Below are 12,923 nucleotides of genomic sequence, written 5' to 3'. Positions count from 1 at the left end.
TTTTATATATTAATTTATAGAGGTGATATATGAACTTACATGATTTAATAGGCTATCTTGTTCATCGTACTGATGTGAAAATGACGAATTATTTTACGAAGAAATTAAAGCCTTTTGGAGTTACGCCAGAGCAGTGGGGGATTATTAGTGTTCTTTGTAGCCAAAGAGCCACTACTCAAAAAGAGTTAGCAGAAGCGATTGATAAAGATCAAACTACTGTCGTAAGAATGATACAGTCAATGGTGAGAAAAGGGATTGTAAAGAAGGATTTGAATGAGCAAGATCGACGTTCACACAACCTGTTTTTAACTGAAAAAGGTGACGAGTTAAAGAAAACAATCTTGCCTGTAGTGACAGACGCTCACCATTTCGTTACGAGTAATTTGAGCGAAGAAGAGATTAAAGTATTACAATCATTATTAAACAAATTGTATGATACACGCTATTAATACTTGTTCCTTATTGATGCTATTCATAAGGAACAAACTTTATTTTATGTATTATATATGCTATAGCATATAATTTTGTTTTAAGGAATGTTGGAGATATCTTTATTTTGTATGAGATTCGATTCAGGATCACGTTTTTCCTAGTACCAGTCAAAATTTTGTATTGTATATGCTATAGCATGTAAATGTATCAAATAAATAAGAAAGATGTGATTGCTATTTTAATATTAATCAATGTAGTAAAAGTTGTATTATTTCTGTTCTTTTTAATGACAGGTACGAAAATTATTTCTGGGAAAATGGCAGACGAGTTCAAGCGATTTGGTTTACCTTCGTTTTTTAATTTCTTAACTGGAGCTTTTGAGATTGTAGGAGCGATTGGAATGTTAATAGGAATTTGGATTCCAACAGTAGCTTTATTAGCAGGATTGTTGTTAGGGGGTACGATGCTGGCAGCTGCATTAACTCTAATTGTACTAGCGAGAGATCCCTTTAAGAAAGCAATACCTGCGCTTGTTTTGTTTGTTCTTAGTTTAGGGATAAGTTTGTATCATATTTTTTAAACATAACTTAAAACTGTTTGCGTTCAAATTGCTACCGTTTTGTGGGTATTTTATAAATAGTATGATTTTCAAATTAGTGGTGGAATAATAGCAATACGAATGTAAACAGTATCATCGTTAGAATCAAAAAAATTATAATTAGTAAAAGAAATGGTAAGAATTTTATATTAAAAATAGGAGTGAGTAAAGATGGCATATTTATTACAAGTTGATTTTCCGTTTGAAGGTCCTTTTGGTGAAGAAATGGAAAAAGGATTTTGGGATTTAGCAAAAAGTATTAACGAAGAAGAAGGATTCCACTGGAAAATATGGACAGAGAATGAAGAAACAAAAGAAGCTGGAGGTATCTATGTATTTGAAGAAAAACAAGATGCTGAAAAATACGCTGAAATGCACAAGAACAGACTTGAAGCAGCTGGTGTAAAAGATATTAGAGTAAGAATTTTTAACATCAATGAAAAGTTAACGGAACTGAATCGTGGGTATACGAAATAATTCCGGCAGTCGGAGCAAGCGTAAAAGGAGGGGGATAATCCCCTTCTTTTTTTTATTCTTACATTGATGGTGAGGAACTCGTACAAAAAAATCCCTATATAAATAGGGATTTGTGTATCGGTATATTGTTCCTTGGAAAAGGTTGTATGAAGTCTAATATATGAGAATTCTTACATTTGTGAAAGTGTCGTTGTGAAAATTGGACTGAAATAATTATTTATAAAAGAGTAAGACCCTTACTGGGAGGTAAGGGTCACAGGAAATGCAAATTTATTTGTAATTTGCTAAGTTGATTATAACACGTACGCTTGTCTATACATGTTACAAAAATGTGAACATATCTGTTGATTAGTAACTAAAGATAACGAAGATTGGATGAATTAAGCTGTTTTTAAAGGGTTATAACAGAGAAAATGTGAGAAAAGACCTGATAACAGGTCCGTTTTTGTTATTGTTTTTCAGACTTCGCTTGTTCTAGAATGTATGCTTCTTCTTGTTCCGGTGTCGCTAATTCGTATGCTTTACCAGTGCTGTTATTGTCCCATTCCCATAATAAATTATGCTCCTCAACCGATTGAGAGAAATCGCCTTCATACCAACGAACCAAAATCTTGAGGTACTGTTCTTTATGTTGTAAGGTTCCACTATTACTTTCATCAATTACTCGACGTACTGTTTCGATGTTTTCTGGAGTCATTTTAATAAATCCTTGTTTTTCGTGAGATAAGACTTTTTGATGAGTCATTTTGTGCATTGCATTGATTATATGACGATCAGAATTGAGGTCAAGTATTACATCTTCCCCTTTAATTCTTTCAGTCTGCTTTTCCTTAACGTCTGAACCTGCATATGTACCGACTTTGTAACCAGTAAAAATACCAACTGCTATAGCAATAACTAAGCTTGATGTGATTTTAATCCACTTTTTCAAAATTTGTCCCCCTTTTATTGAAGTGTACCATAAAAGAAGAGCTATATACTTCCATCTGTCTGTATGATTTACATAAAGCAGCATTATCAGTAATCAATGATGCATAACGTGCGATTATATAAGCATTTATTATCCTGGAGATTTTAAAATAAAACCTATCTAATTATAGAAGTGATTTGAACGTAAGGAAATTGTAAGAAATGCATAAGAAAAAAGAAATTTTTATTGTGTAGGATACAAATATAGGGAAGCACAAAAGAGGGAGGATAAATAGGATTTATTTATACGAAAACCAAACTAGTAATAAGCGCATTCTAAATAAAAAATCATTTATGGTACTAACGTACATGTGAAAAAGAGAGGTTTTACCGTTTGTTACGACAGTATGGATAAAACCAGAATAGTAGTTTATGTGATGTTTGTAATTGAACAAATAAAAGATAAAATTGATCATTTATCTAAGGGGGCATTTTTTTATGGAAAATAAATTATCTGGGGTGTTAGCCGCTACTTTGGCTCTAACGATGAGCTTACCAACAGGAGCAATAGCGTCTTCTAGCAGTAAGACTCCGGTTGTATCTAGCCAAGAAGTTGCTAGCAAAGATTTGGAGAAGATTGCTGCAGAGAATGCTGCACTGCTCACGAAGTCCTATGAGACGACTAGCGTACAGTATGCGCTGATTGATAATGGTAAACTTATTTTGTCGGGGCAGACAGGTAAGAACGACATAGAAGGGAAAGAACCACTAACCAAAGATACTCTATACGGAATTGGCTCAACCAGTAAGGTATATACGGCTGCGGCTGTTATGAAACTAGTAGACGAAGGAAAAGTTGATTTGGATGCTCCTGTTGCCCGCTATATTCCTGATTTCAAAATGAAAGATAAACGATATAAGCATATTACATCGCGTATGCTGTTGAATCACTCCTCGGGTTTGCAAGGTTCGACGTTCAATAATTCATTTTTATTTAAAGATAATGATACTTATGCCCATGATATCTTGTTGCAACAATTGTCCAACCAAAACTTGAAGGCAGATCCTGGCGCGTTCTCAGTGTATTGTAATGACGGTTTTACGCTGGCTGAGATCTTGGTAGAAAGAATCAGCGGTATGAATTTTACTGAATTTCTACATCAAAAGTTTACAGAGCCATTAAAACTGAATCATACGATAACATCGCAAGACAAATGGGAAGACGAAAAGCGGGCTGGACTGTATTCTCCGACATACCAGGGACAGCTTCCTAGTGAAATGGTAAATGTGATTGGTACGGGAGGAATCTCTTCTACTGCAGAAGATGTGGCGCGATTCTCACAAATATTTATGGGACAGGGAAAAGAAATTCTCTCTAATAAAGCAGTCAAGGCGATGGAACAAGAAGAGTATAAAAAAGGAATGTGGCCGGGAGATAGCGAAAATGTGGTCAACTATGGTCTTGGCTGGGATAGTGTGAAACTATACCCATTTAGTGAATATGGGATAAAAGCGTTGACTAAGGGTGGGGATACGATACTGCAACATGCTACATTGGTCGTGCTTCCAGAACAAAAGATGGCAGCAGCTGTATTGTCCTCCGGCGGCAGCAGCATGACAAATCAACTGTTGGCAAACAAATTACTGCTAGCTAGGCTTAAAGAGAAAGGGACAATTAAGGATATAAAACCAGATAAATCCTTCGGCAAGCCAGTCAAGGCTAAAGTGCCCCAAGACGTGGTAAAAAAAGCAGGATTTTATGGAAATAGCTACAGCAATTTCAAAATAGAAATTACGAAGAAGGGAGAACTGTTTTTACCAACTAAACCGGAAGAAAAATATGTATATACGGCGGATGGAAGCTTTATAAATGAGAAGGGTACTTCCAAGCTTAACTTTGTCACTGAGAAGAATGGAAAAGTTTATTTGAGAGAGAGCACATATGAATTATCACCGGGATTGGGGCAAAGTGTGCTGACTCACTATTTAGCCCAGAAATTAGAAAACAATGTGTTACCGAAGAAAACAGCTGCTACATGGGCGAAGCGTGAGGGTGGCAAGTTCTACCTCGTTAACGAAAAATTTAATTCTATGAACTATCTAGGACAACTAATGCCTCTTAACACAAAAATTACGATCAAGGATGGGTATTGGGACGGCAAAAAAATTACAGGTCCGAATACGGCGACGCATCAAATTCAAATTCCTGTGATGAATGGGCGGGATACAAAGGAAGCTCATTTCTATACAGAGGATGGTACTGAATATATGGAGATGGCCAGCTTTTTATACGTCAGTGAATCTAACGTAAAATCCCTTGATACAGGTCAATTATCGAAAGTTACGCTGCAAAAAAATGGACATGCGAAATGGTTTACGATTCCGCAAGAGGCAGCAGGGAAAACGATGACTGTGGAGTTGCCATCAGGAAGTTCATTCGCGGTGTATGATGAGAAAGGAGTATGCGTCAATTTTACTGTTGTTAGTGACAATAACAAAGTAAAACTACCAGAGAACGGAACCGTTGTATTTGCTGGCGCACCGAACTCAGAATTTACAGTCGCATTGAACTAGTTACAACTCGGGATAGACTTTAATAAAACAGTATTACTTGGAAAAGAAGAAAGTAATCTTTAATCATATATATTGTCTTATATTCACTCAGTTCTCGTTTCTTTTTTCTCTTACAGTTTAATCCTGTAATCGTTTTTGTTGTTGTTCTTTTGTTAGTCGATGAACAATCACACGAGTTGGAACTTTATCAGTCATTCTTACATAAGCGTTGGATATTTCACATGTTTGTCCTAGTTGAAGAGAGTTCATTACAACCTCCATATCTATCCGGATATACTCTGTACCTTTCTTGATTCGGCCATCTTGAAAATAATCAGGGTTAGGATTTTTTTGATAAATACGTATATTCGATTTGATACGTGAGATATAATAAGCCTTTTTATCTTGTATATGTTGAAGATCTTTCAAATGAAAATAACCTAAATCTCGGATACATAAATCATTCGCTGTTACAGTTGGGACACACATGGAACCATAGGTTCGATCATGTTGTTTACCTGGACCTGTATGGATATGAAGGAACTGTCCACTTAATAAATCATACTCAAGCTGAATCTTTTTCCCGCTGTATGGCTGCATCTTCCTGCACCTGGATAAACGAACGAAAAAGGATCTGGAAGTTGAAATGCAGTTGAATCTAGGATGCGAATACGCTTGAAAATAGAAGTGTATGGAGAAGAGAGCAGCTTAGCTGAAGATAACTTTTGGCTGAGAAGTTTGGCTAATACTTTCTGTAGAAACTGCACAGCTGCAGCGTTAAATCGTTGATTCAGTCCTTCTGTTGATGCTTCTAAATAACTACATAACTGGTTTAAGGACGTTTTTGCTACACTTTGGCTTATCCATACACATAAACTATTAAATCTTGTGCTCGATACTTACTTGTCCGCTGTACAAATCCAACATCTCTAGCTAGATTCTGTAAGGTATTTGGTGATAAAAGACTCTTAATCTCCTGTGCAAATAATTGTAAGTCGTCAGATACAGAATTAAACATAAAAAACGCCATCCTTTCCTATAATTCTACAGTAAGAATAACGTCTTTTTGGCTTTATGGATAGTTCAAAATCTTAGTTTTATGGCGATATGGTGGTATACCTACTTAATTTAGCTTATTCTCCCTTTTCGGGGATTTGGGCAAAATTACCCCACAAAAAAAGGCGAGCCCTTCGAATATGTGGGTTCGCCATTATAGATCATTTATTTCACGTCTAATTTTTCTTTCACCTTCGCAGGAAGCTCGTCTTTCTTCACCTCTTCCCAAGCAGTTACACCTTTTTTATCAGAGTGGAACACACGTAAGAATGCTTCTTTACGAAGTTCTTTCAATCCATTAAATTTTATTGTTTTTTCATTACCATTTTCATCAAACCCTTGTAATTCATAATTATAATCTTTGTATTTATTACCTTCTTTAGATACCCCTGATTCTATTTTCGCATCAGTTGTAATTTGAACATAGTATTCATCTTTTCCCATACGATTCACATCGCAACCAACTAACATTGTCGCAAATACAACTAAAATACTAAAAAGTGTAATATATCTCTTCATGTCAATCACCTCATGTGTTTTTATTATGCTTTTATCATAAACCCTCTTCGTTTGAGAAGAAATTCATTAACATGACATGAAGATTACACTTTTGTAAGATAATAAAAAGACGACTATAACAACTATCTTCCTAATCAACATCATCACAATCACTTGCTTCATTTAAACACAAAAAGAGGAGTCATCCTAAGATGACTCCCAAAACATAAGTTGTACAACATTCTTAAAAAAATAAATAATTTACTACAGTTGCTAAGATAGAGAATCCCATAATAATTGCTATTACAATACTGTGACGTACACGATTCATAACGAAGATTGCAATATACTCTCGGATCATCGCATTTGGCCAATAATAGAAGGCTGTTTTTGAGCCAATTCCTTGGCTATTTAATCCTACTATTTTAGCGTATAATCCTGCCCGAAACACATGAAAGTTGTTTGTAGAAAAAATACAGTTATATTGTGTTCCTTTTAATGATTCTATAATTTCCTTTGAAAAAAGCATATTTTGATATGTTGTAGTAGAACGGTCCTCTTTTATTGTATTCTCCAAAGGAATCCCATTATTCACAGCATACTCCTGCATAGCTTCCGCTTCAGAAATATTTTCATCTGATCCTTGTCCACCAGAGAAAATAATTTTAGGTGGTGAGGAAACTGCTTCTTGTTTCTTATAAAATTCAATAGCTCTATTTATTCTGCTAGCTAAAAGTGGCGGAACCTTATCATTAATTAAACCACTACCAAGAACAATGATAAAATCCTGATTGTATTTTGGTCTATTGAACTGGTATAGGAAATAGGCCGTTAGGAAATTAGATAAATCTATAAATAAATATAGAGAAATGAGAACTGCTCCCCAGTAAAGTGTTCGAATTGCTTCAGGGAAGAAGTTAATTGGTTCAACTAAAGAAATTACTAAAAAGAAAGAAAGAAATATACCTAAAACGAAAGTTAAACTATTTGCAAAACGTCGGCTTTCTTTGCTCATAAGAATTTTAGCATTTAGAAACAGCCCCACTATTAAGGCTACTACGCCGAAATTCAACATAAAGAAAACAATCACAGCAGGAATTAAAGCGATGAACAGTAAATACTGATTCCCTGTAATCATAGAGAAATACGCACTTGCAATAATTATTGAAATTATAAACAGGTTAAATAAAAAACCGTTTATTATCCTTCTAGGATCAGTTAAATAAAAACCTAGAAAAAGAACGAGTAACATGATTGGAATAAACGCGTAAAACATAAAATTTTAACACCTCAATAAATTGATATTATACAGATACTTTAAAACAACTTTTATAATATCCCATATTTATTAAATTAAATCAATTTTATATTTCATAAATATAAAATTGATTTAAAACAAAAAAGAAATAAATTTTTAGATTTATTATCTTTTTATAGCTTAGAAGAATCTTAGTGCACTAAATTTAAGGATTCAGCTTTCAAAAAACGTATTAACTTGGGTTTTATGTCATTCGGTAGGCGGGACCCCATGCCCATCAAGCTAATGAAACTAGTTGCCCCAAAACAAAAAATGTATATTTTCACCTGGAGATGCCAACTTTCTCGTTTTGGGGGTATTTTCCTTTATTAGGTTGATAGCGATTTGGCGCTACCCATTAAAAAAGAAATAGGAGTGGATATCCTATTTCTTTTTATTAATATAATAAAACGTAATGATCAAGTCCAAGGTAATGATAATAATGAGAAGTAACAAGTGCATAAGTGCATCAGTTTTTCCGTTTAGTAAAGACTTTACAAAGAAATCCCATTCTGTTTCATAGGGAGGTTCTACCCAATTTCGTTGCAGTCCTAACATCATTCCATTTATGAAATAGACAATGCTTAATAGAATCCTTCCAACAAATAAAGCAGCTACTTTTATATTCCACTTCTTTATCAGTATTATATAAAGAAGTGGAAATAGTATAAGTACCCAAAAAACGATAATAAAAACTGTATTCATCAGTTTCTACTCCTTATGTGGATCATAAAGTTATAATCCCGTTAATTGTGGGCTGACTAAAGCTTCGTTTTATCTCTCCGTCTCAAAAAACTCAATCCATTCCCCATCAGGACCCGCGAAGAATATGTAACGTGTTCCATCCGGTAATGTTTCGATTTCTTCTCCTAGTAAAAATGTTACGCCGTGTTTTTTGAGTCTTGCGATTTCTTCTTCTAACGAATCTACCTTAAAGCAAATGTGATGTACCTTTCCTTCTGCCGGAAGGGAAGAGTTGTAGCCTTCAATGAGTTCCAGTATCGTTTCCTTTGATTCTTCTACACCTAAAAAAGCGAGTTTTAAGTTTGGATTCGGGTGTCCCATTCTCTTAATGAGTTGTAAGCCAACTACTTCTTCATAAAATGCGATAGATGTTTCTAGGTTTGCAACCATAAGTCCAACGTGTTCGATTCTTCTAACTGGCATGTAGATTCCTTCTTTCTGAAAATTATATACAATATGTTATTGAAAATTAAGAAAATAAGCAAGATAAAAACCTTACAAATTTTAGCGTGTTATATGGTATAGTGAGAAAGTATGTTTGGGGAGAAGGAAGGAGATTATACGATGAATACACCTACTCAAACTCCTTCATTATCGGAAACGATGAAAGAGTGGCATTATGCATTAGCATATGAAATTAAACATTGGAAAACGATAGGTGGTAGTAAAATTTCTATCATGAACGGTCGTTTTTTATATACAGATTATGAAAGTACAGTATATGTATTTCAGCTTATTTCGGAAGTAAGCTTGCCTGAAGGTTCACCGATTCGAATTGAGTTCGATGGTGAGGAAGCGACAGGGGAAGTATTATCTGTACATGGATTAGAAATAGAACTGAAATTAAATGATTATATACAAGGTGAAATACGAGAAGCTGTTTTATACAGTGAACCGTGGCAGCTTTTAGAGCAACTGCAAGAGAGGTTGAAGGAAGCGCGTAAAGATAAGCTGAAACGTAATCGTATAAAGCGTCTTGTTGATGGGACGAGTAGTCCGAAACATATTGAGAAGATGAAAAATCCGAAAAATGAATTGGCGTATCGCTCGTTTTATAATCCGACAACGTACGTATGGGGACCACCTGGAACAGGGAAGTCTTACAATTTATCACGTATTATTTCGGCTCATTATCAAAAAGGAAAGTCGGTACTTGTGTTAGCTCATAGTAATGCAGCAGTGGACGTATTAATGAGTGAAGTAACGAAACAAATTGAGAAGAAAAAGAAATGGACGCCTGGTGAAATTGTTCGTTACGGTTATAGTCAACACGAACATATACGAAATCATGAAACGTTACTTGCGTCGAAGTTAGTTGAAACGACGAACGGGTCTTGGGGTGAGGAGAGACTCTATTTAGAAGAGACACGACAAGATCTTCGTGAAAAGATTTTATCATATAAAGCGACATCTGCTGATAAGAAGCGTATACAAGAGATTGAAAGTGACCTTCGAAAGCAAAAGGCAAAAATTAAAGAAGTAGAAAAAGAATACATTGAAAATGCGAAAGTAATCGGCGCAACTTTATCGAAATGTGCTATTGATTCACTTATTTATGAGCGTACATTTGATTTAGTTGTCGTAGATGAAGTAAGTATGGCGTTTGTTCCGCAAATTGCATTAGCTGCTTCACTTGGAAAACGTATCGTCGTTTGTGGTGACTTTTTACAGTTACCTCCAATTGCGATGGCAAATCATGAACTCGTTCGCAAATGGCTTGGCGAAGATATGTTTTACCATGCCGGGATTGTGGAGTCTGTTAATAAATCAGAAGCACATCCGAACCTGTTTATGTTGCAGGAACAAAGACGTATGCATGCGGATATATCTAAGTTTACAAACTCATTTATTTATAAAAATAGAGTATACGACCATCCGTCTGTTTCAGAACGTAAAGAACTTGCGCAATTGCAGCCGTTCGCAAATGAAGCAAGTGTTTTATTTGATACGAGCCAAATGGGAGCTTTTTCGTTAAAAGACGCTGCTTCAGGATCTCGTTTTAACATTATGTCTGGTTTAGTAGCAATGCAAATGATGTTAATTGGACTGTTAGATGGTGTGCAATCCATTGGTGTTGTGACGCCTTACAGGGCGCAGTCTCGCTTTTTATCAACGTGTATTAGAGAAATGTTACAGAGAACGAAATACCAAAACATGCCTGTTTTAGCAGCGACAGTTCATAAGTTCCAAGGATCTGAAAGAGATATGATGATTTTTGATACAGTAGATAGTTATCCGCAAGAACGACCTGGCGTATTATTCTTTGACCATAAAAACCATCGCCTCGTCAATGTAGCAGTGACAAGAGCGAGAGGGAAGTTTATTCAATTATCAGATTGCCATTATATGCGTAAAAATCTTTCGAGAAAACAAGCGTTGTCACAATTAACAGCTCATATAGAACATCACGGAGATGTGTATGATCGCACGACATCAAGACAATTGTGGGAACGAAAAATATCGAAACGATTACGTTGGTTTATGGAAATGAATCTTGAGGAAACGAAAGGGCTATTAAAAGATATTTTAGCAGCAAAACGAAAAATTATTATTTCGCTTCCAAGTACAAAACAAGTGGATAAGCGAGTATGGCAAGCGTTAATGCGTACAAATGCACAGATAACAGTGTATAGTGACGGACCAGTTCCACTGAAAAATGTAAAGTTACAAAGACAAAATAAAGCTTTCCCGTTTATCGTAATTGATGATGAAATCTTCTGGGCAGGCGCACCGCTCACATCTCAAATGATATTTGAAGGGAGTACGGAATTTCCGTACGTATGTGCAAGACTGCAAGCACCTGAGACAATTGGTGTATTAAAAGGATTTTTAGATATTCGGTAAATTCGGATAGGAATTCCTTGACTTTTATTTGAAATGAACTTAGAATGAATATAATTTAATATAATTTTATGAAAATTCTTATCACGAGAGGTGGAGGGACTGGCCCTATGATACCTCGGCAGCGGATTCGTTATGAATACTGTGCCAATTCCAGCAAGGTAACTTGAAAGATAAGAAAGAAGCTCATTTTGACTGTATATACAGAAGCCTCTTTCTATCTTTTAGAAAGAGGCTTTTTTACGTGAAAATAAAAGGAGGAAGAAAAATGGGAGCGACAGGAGTAGCGTCACAAAGAAAAACAATTGAAGAGAGTATCGAAAGAAATAAGGAAAAGTACATAGAAACAAGTCATGATATTCATGCGAATCCGGAGATCGGTAACCAAGAGTTTTATGCATCTAGAACGTTAAGTTTATTACTAGGTAGTGCAGGATTTCAGTTGCAGCACAATATAGCTGGACATGAAACGGGATTTATTGCGCGAAAAAGTTCAGGAAAACAAGGACCAGCAATCGCATTTTTAGCGGAGTATGACGCTTTACCAGGACTTGGCCATGCGTGTGGTCACAATTTAATCGGCACCATTAGCGTTGCAGCAGCAATCGCGTTATCAGAAACGCTTGAAGAAATTGGCGGGGAAGTTGTCGTTTTCGGAACACCAGCTGAAGAAGGAGGACCGAACGGTAGCGCAAAATCGAGTTATGTAAAGGCAGGCTTATTTAAAAATATTGATGCGGCGCTTATGATTCATCCGAGCGGAAAGACAGCAACAACGAGTCCTTCACTAGCAGTCGATCCACTTGATTTTCATTTTTACGGAAAAACAGCTCATGCTGCAGCTTCACCTGAAGAAGGAATTAACGCATTAGATGCGGTGATTCAGCTGTACAACAGTATTAACGCACTTCGCCAACAACTTCCGTCAGACGTGAAAATTCATGGCGTTATTACAGAAGGCGGAAAAGCACCTAACATTATTCCCGACTACGCCGCAGCAAGATTCTTCATCCGTGCAGCAACGAGAAAAAGATGTGCGGAAGTAACAGAAAAAGTAAAAAATATCGCACAAGGGGCAGCACTAGCAACAGGCACAAAAGTAAAAATCCATCAATTCCAAAATGAAATCGATGAACTACTCGTAACAAAAACATATAACGACGTCGTAGCGGAAGAACTAGAATTGCTAGGGGAAGACGTAAATCGTAAAGAAAGATTTGGTATTGGTTCAACCGATGCAGGAAACGTTAGCCAAGTCGTACCGACAATCCACCCGTACATTAAAATTGGTCCGGATGATTTAATTGCACATACGAATGAATTTAGAGAAGCGGCACGTTCAGAATTAGGGGATAAAGCATTAATTACATCCGCAAAAGCATTAGCAAATACGGCGTATCGATTAATTACGGAAGAAGGGTTGTTAGAGAAGGTGAAGGAGGAGTTTAGAGAGGCGCAGAGAAATCAGGGATAGGTGATTGAAAGGAGTGGATGATCCACTCCTTTTTCTTTTTTGGA

Annotated in this window: 11 protein-coding genes, 1 pseudogene and 1 riboswitch; of the genes and pseudogenes, 6 read left to right on the top strand and 6 right to left on the bottom strand. The window is 36.0% G+C overall.

All coding sequences use genetic code 11. The features are described from left to right. Positions 1 to 29: 29 nt before the first annotated feature. From PSR14_RS16225 to PSR14_RS16215, 3 genes are all read left to right on the top strand, one after another. The gene (locus PSR14_RS16225) at positions 30 to 449 is read left to right on the top strand and encodes a MarR family winged helix-turn-helix transcriptional regulator (RefSeq protein ID WP_001048557.1); all 420 of its coding nucleotides are present in this window, start codon (positions 30 to 32) and stop codon (positions 447 to 449) included. Between the two features lie 185 nt (positions 450 to 634). Further along, complete coding sequence (locus tag PSR14_RS16220) at positions 635 to 1,012, top strand: DoxX family protein (protein WP_000284352.1); 378 nt, start codon at positions 635 to 637, stop codon at positions 1,010 to 1,012. A gap of 189 nt (positions 1,013 to 1,201) precedes the next feature. Then, complete coding sequence (locus PSR14_RS16215; RefSeq protein ID WP_000323755.1) at positions 1,202 to 1,507, top strand: monooxygenase; 306 nt, start codon at positions 1,202 to 1,204, stop codon at positions 1,505 to 1,507. Positions 1,508 to 1,955: 448 nt separating this feature from the next. Here the strand turns inward: PSR14_RS16215 and PSR14_RS16210 are convergent, their stop codons facing one another. Next, positions 1,956 to 2,438 (bottom strand): PRK06770 family protein, encoded by a 483-nt coding sequence (locus PSR14_RS16210; RefSeq protein ID WP_000758844.1) that lies wholly within the window; start codon positions 2,436 to 2,438, stop codon positions 1,956 to 1,958. Between the two features lie 476 nt (positions 2,439 to 2,914). Between PSR14_RS16210 and PSR14_RS16205 the strand changes: the two genes are divergently transcribed. Further along, a complete protein-coding gene (locus PSR14_RS16205; RefSeq protein ID WP_098487319.1) occupies positions 2,915 to 4,990 on the top strand; it encodes a serine hydrolase in 2,076 nt (691 codons plus the stop codon). A 120-nt stretch (positions 4,991 to 5,110) separates the two neighbouring features. Here the strand turns inward: PSR14_RS16205 and PSR14_RS16200 are convergent. From PSR14_RS16200 to PSR14_RS16180, 5 genes and pseudogenes are all read right to left on the bottom strand, one after another. Then, positions 5,111 to 5,987 (bottom strand): annotated as a pseudogene (locus tag PSR14_RS16200) (IS4 family transposase); the annotation flags it as partial. 203 nt (positions 5,988 to 6,190) lie between these two features. Then, a complete protein-coding gene (locus tag PSR14_RS16195) occupies positions 6,191 to 6,544 on the bottom strand; it encodes a YxeA family protein (protein WP_048556929.1) in 354 nt (117 codons plus the stop codon). Positions 6,545 to 6,767: 223 nt separating this feature from the next. After that, complete coding sequence (locus PSR14_RS16190; RefSeq protein ID WP_048556930.1) at positions 6,768 to 7,799, bottom strand: YdcF family protein; 1,032 nt, start codon at positions 7,797 to 7,799, stop codon at positions 6,768 to 6,770. Positions 7,800 to 8,204: 405 nt separating this feature from the next. Then, complete coding sequence (locus PSR14_RS16185; protein WP_130776786.1) at positions 8,205 to 8,525, bottom strand: hypothetical protein; 321 nt, start codon at positions 8,523 to 8,525, stop codon at positions 8,205 to 8,207. A 69-nt stretch (positions 8,526 to 8,594) separates the two neighbouring features. Further along, positions 8,595 to 8,987 (bottom strand): VOC family protein, encoded by a 393-nt coding sequence (locus PSR14_RS16180; RefSeq protein WP_073540952.1) that lies wholly within the window; start codon positions 8,985 to 8,987, stop codon positions 8,595 to 8,597. Between the two features lie 111 nt (positions 8,988 to 9,098). Between PSR14_RS16180 and PSR14_RS16175 the strand changes: the two genes are divergently transcribed. Then, positions 9,099 to 11,408 carry an AAA domain-containing protein gene (locus PSR14_RS16175; protein ID WP_113732427.1) on the top strand — a complete coding sequence of 770 codons (2,310 nt, stop codon included), beginning with the start codon at positions 9,099 to 9,101 and terminating at the stop codon, positions 11,406 to 11,408. Positions 11,409 to 11,483: 75 nt separating this feature from the next. Then, positions 11,484 to 11,585, top strand: a riboswitch (SAM riboswitch). A gap of 88 nt (positions 11,586 to 11,673) precedes the next feature. Further along, on the top strand, positions 11,674 to 12,879 hold the full coding sequence (locus PSR14_RS16170) for a M20 family metallopeptidase (protein WP_000501354.1): 1,206 nt from the start codon (positions 11,674 to 11,676) through the stop codon (positions 12,877 to 12,879). Positions 12,880 to 12,923 lie beyond the last annotated feature (44 nt).

Source organism: Bacillus sp. A01H (assembly GCF_045277205.1).
Taxonomy (GTDB): Bacteria; Bacillota; Bacilli; order Bacillales; family Bacillaceae_G; genus Bacillus_A; species Bacillus_A paranthracis.
Note: the sequence above shows the minus strand (reverse complement) of the source record. Positions and strands in the feature narration are given on the sequence as shown.

What these genes read in the sequence shown, in the direction of transcription:
- PSR14_RS16225 (WP_001048557.1), top strand. Translation starts at nt 30, where the DNA reads ATGAACTTACATGATTTAATAGGCTATCTTGTTCATCGTACTGATGTG.
- PSR14_RS16220 (WP_000284352.1), top strand. Translation starts at nt 635, where the DNA reads ATGTATCAAATAAATAAGAAAGATGTGATTGCTATTTTAATATTAATC.
- PSR14_RS16215 (WP_000323755.1), top strand. Translation starts at nt 1,202, where the DNA reads ATGGCATATTTATTACAAGTTGATTTTCCGTTTGAAGGTCCTTTTGGT.
- PSR14_RS16205 (WP_098487319.1), top strand. Translation starts at nt 2,915, where the DNA reads ATGGAAAATAAATTATCTGGGGTGTTAGCCGCTACTTTGGCTCTAACG.
- PSR14_RS16195 (WP_048556929.1), bottom strand. Translation starts at nt 6,544, where the DNA reads ATGAAGAGATATATTACACTTTTTAGTATTTTAGTTGTATTTGCGACA.
- PSR14_RS16190 (WP_048556930.1), bottom strand. Translation starts at nt 7,799, where the DNA reads ATGTTTTACGCGTTTATTCCAATCATGTTACTCGTTCTTTTTCTAGGT.
- PSR14_RS16185 (WP_130776786.1), bottom strand. Translation starts at nt 8,525, where the DNA reads ATGAATACAGTTTTTATTATCGTTTTTTGGGTACTTATACTATTTCCA.
- PSR14_RS16180 (WP_073540952.1), bottom strand. Translation starts at nt 8,987, where the DNA reads ATGCCAGTTAGAAGAATCGAACACGTTGGACTTATGGTTGCAAACCTA.
- PSR14_RS16175 (WP_113732427.1), top strand. Translation starts at nt 9,099, where the DNA reads ATGTTTGGGGAGAAGGAAGGAGATTATACGATGAATACACCTACTCAA.
- PSR14_RS16170 (WP_000501354.1), top strand. Translation starts at nt 11,674, where the DNA reads ATGGGAGCGACAGGAGTAGCGTCACAAAGAAAAACAATTGAAGAGAGT.